Below are 2,529 nucleotides of genomic sequence, written 5' to 3' on the forward strand. Positions count from 1 at the left end.
ATGTTACATAGTATGAGGACTCCCTTGAAGAGTACCTTTGTCGTTTTGTAATGAAAAAGGAGATTATCATGCCTGAATTCCATTCCCGATTCCAGGAACTCCAGCGCCGGGTTCCTATTGATGAACATAACTGCGCCGTTCGTTTTGACGTAACGAAATGCAAGAACTGTACCTTATGTCGGCGTGCTTGTGCCAATACGCAGACGGTCATGGAATACTACAATCTGGCCAGTACGGGAGATATGCCGATTTGCGTGCATTGCGGCCAATGTGCGGCGGCCTGTCCGTTTGGTGCCATGGAAGAAGTAGATGATGTCAGCAAGGTAAAAGCAGCCATTCAGGACCCCGATAAAATCGTCATCTTCCAGACCGCTCCGGCTGTTCGCGTCGGCCTTGGCGAAGCCTTTGGCATGGACCCTGGTTCCTTTGTAGAAGGGAAAATGGTCGCTGCCCTGCGAGCTCTTGGCGGCAATTACATATTTGATACGGATTTCGGTGCCGATATGACGATTATGGAAGAAGCAACAGAACTGCTTCACCGCCTGCAGTCGGAAGAAATTCCTATTCCGCAGTTTACGAGCTGCTGCCCGGCATGGGTAGAATTTGCCGAAACCTTTTACCCTGAGCTGATTCCTCATTTATCTTCTACGAAAAGCCCGATCAGCATTTTCAGTCCTGTTATTAAAACCTGGTTTGCCCAGAAAAACAATATTGATCCGCGCAAGATCGTCAATGTCTGCGTTACGCCCTGCACGGCAAAGAAATCGGAAATTCGCTGGCCTCAGCTGAACAGTTCCTCCATATTCTGGGATATTCCCGAACTGCGAGACACAGATATCTGCATTACGACCCGGGAACTGGCCCGGTGGATTACAGACGAACATATTGATTTTGCTCAGCTGGAAGACAGCCCCTTTGACCGTGTATTTGGCCAATCTTCCGGCGGCGGCAAGATTTTCGGCAATTCCGGCGGCGTTATGGAAGCAGCTATTCGGACGGCATACTATATGTTTACCGGCCGGCCGGCACCGAAAGATTTCATTCCCTTTGAACCGGTACGCGGTTTGAACGGCGTCAAAAAGGCCAGTGTCGCCTTTGGCCATTTCGTTCTCCATGTTGCCGCTATCAGCGGACTGGGCAATGCCCGGGCCTTTATTGACGAGCTCATTGAACACGATGATTTTGAAAACTACTCCTTTATCGAAGTCATGGCCTGCCCAGGCGGATGCATTGGCGGCGGCGGTCAGCCCAAAGTAAAACTGCCGCAGGTTAAAAAAGTACAGGAAGCCCGCATGGCGTCGCTGTACCAGTCTGATGCGGATACGGATATAAAGGCCAGCTGGCAGAATCCGGAAATTGAACAGCTGTATAAAGAGTTTCTGGATGAACCGCTGTCAGAAACAGCAGAATCTATGCTCCACACGTACTTTACCGATAAGTCTGATGAATTAGGTAAGATGAAGCATTTAACGCCGGAAACCAATCCGGAATCAAAACGGTTTAAACCGCATACGGTTAATCTGGTATAGAAAAATAGAAAAACATCATTCCTGCCTTTTCCTGTCTTTCTGGAAGAGGGGAATACATAAAGAGGGTACGTACTGCCTGTCGTTATGGGCAGTACGTACCCTCTTTTACTGAAGGGCCATTCGTTTAAACAGTGCTTTCGGATCGGCAAGAGCGGCATAAAAACAGTACAGCGTAGCCATCGTATCGGCAAGGCTGTTGTGCCAGTCCGATTCAGCATAGCCATAATGGTGGGCACAATCCTGCAGTTTGGCATAGGACCGCGGCTCACGGGGCCGGGTATGGACAAAGGAGTAGGCTTCGCCTATGTCCACGTACAGGGGCTGCAGGGGACATTGTACGCCGGTATGGTACAAAATGGAAATATCCTGCATCGTACTGTAGCCGACAATGAGCTGAGCCGTTGAAAATAACTGGCTCAAATGGGGGATATACGCGTGAAATGGCGGTGCGCACTGCACCGATTCCGGCGTAATATGGTGGATTTCCTCCGTCTGCGGCCAGGAAGACAGGTGTTCCGGCTTGAAGTAGCGGTTAAACCGTGTCTTTCCCAGTCCATCTATGACAGAAACCTGTAAAATTTCATCTGTCGGCAGCAGTCCCGTCAATTCAATATCGATGACCAGTACCTTGCGGGCATCAAGAGGGTAAATTGTCTGTTTCACCTGAGAAGAAAGGCGGACGCGTTCCTTCCATTTCAGCAGGGACTTATCAAGGTGGTGCACAGCTGCCTTTTTCCTGGGAAGCGCATGATGCCCGGCCTGTTCCTGCTTTAACCATGTACAGGCTGCGGTGTAGGTGGCAAATCCCCGGGCCTTCGGCCGTTTAAAACCGCTGGTATAGCGAATATATTCATCTGTTGTCGTAAAAATACCGGTTTTCCGACCGGCACTGATGGCATAATACCGCATGAAATGCCACCTCCTTTCTGTTGCAATGCGTATATTGTACGTGGTATCTCTCTATACTGTCAATAGGAAATAGTATCTTTTTATATTCTGT

General features: G+C 49.4%; 2 protein-coding genes. One reads left to right on the forward strand and one right to left on the reverse strand.

Features of this window, described 5'->3' with window-relative positions:
* The first annotated feature begins 68 nt into the window (after window positions 1-68).
* Window positions 69-1,529: a [FeFe] hydrogenase, group A gene (locus Q3886_RS10005; protein WP_301861333.1), complete on the forward strand. Its 1,461-nt coding sequence runs from the start codon at window positions 69-71 to the stop codon at window positions 1,527-1,529.
* Between the two features lie 105 nt (window positions 1,530-1,634).
* Here the strand turns inward: Q3886_RS10005 and Q3886_RS10010 are convergent, their stop codons facing one another.
* Window positions 1,635-2,438: a viroplasmin family protein gene (locus tag Q3886_RS10010; RefSeq protein WP_301861335.1), complete on the reverse strand. Its 804-nt coding sequence runs from the start codon at window positions 2,436-2,438 to the stop codon at window positions 1,635-1,637.
* Between the last annotated feature and the right edge of the window lie 91 nt (window positions 2,439-2,529).

Source organism: uncultured Megasphaera sp., assembly GCF_958350005.1.
Lineage (GTDB): Bacteria > Bacillota > Negativicutes > Veillonellales > Megasphaeraceae > Megasphaera.

Bases quoted from the DNA above. Each gene is read 5' to 3' on its own strand.
- Q3886_RS10005 (WP_301861333.1), top strand. From the start codon at position 69: ATGCCTGAATTCCATTCCCGATTCCAGGAACTCCAGCGCCGGGTTCCT.
- Q3886_RS10010 (WP_301861335.1), bottom strand. From the start codon at position 2,438: ATGCGGTATTATGCCATCAGTGCCGGTCGGAAAACCGGTATTTTTACG.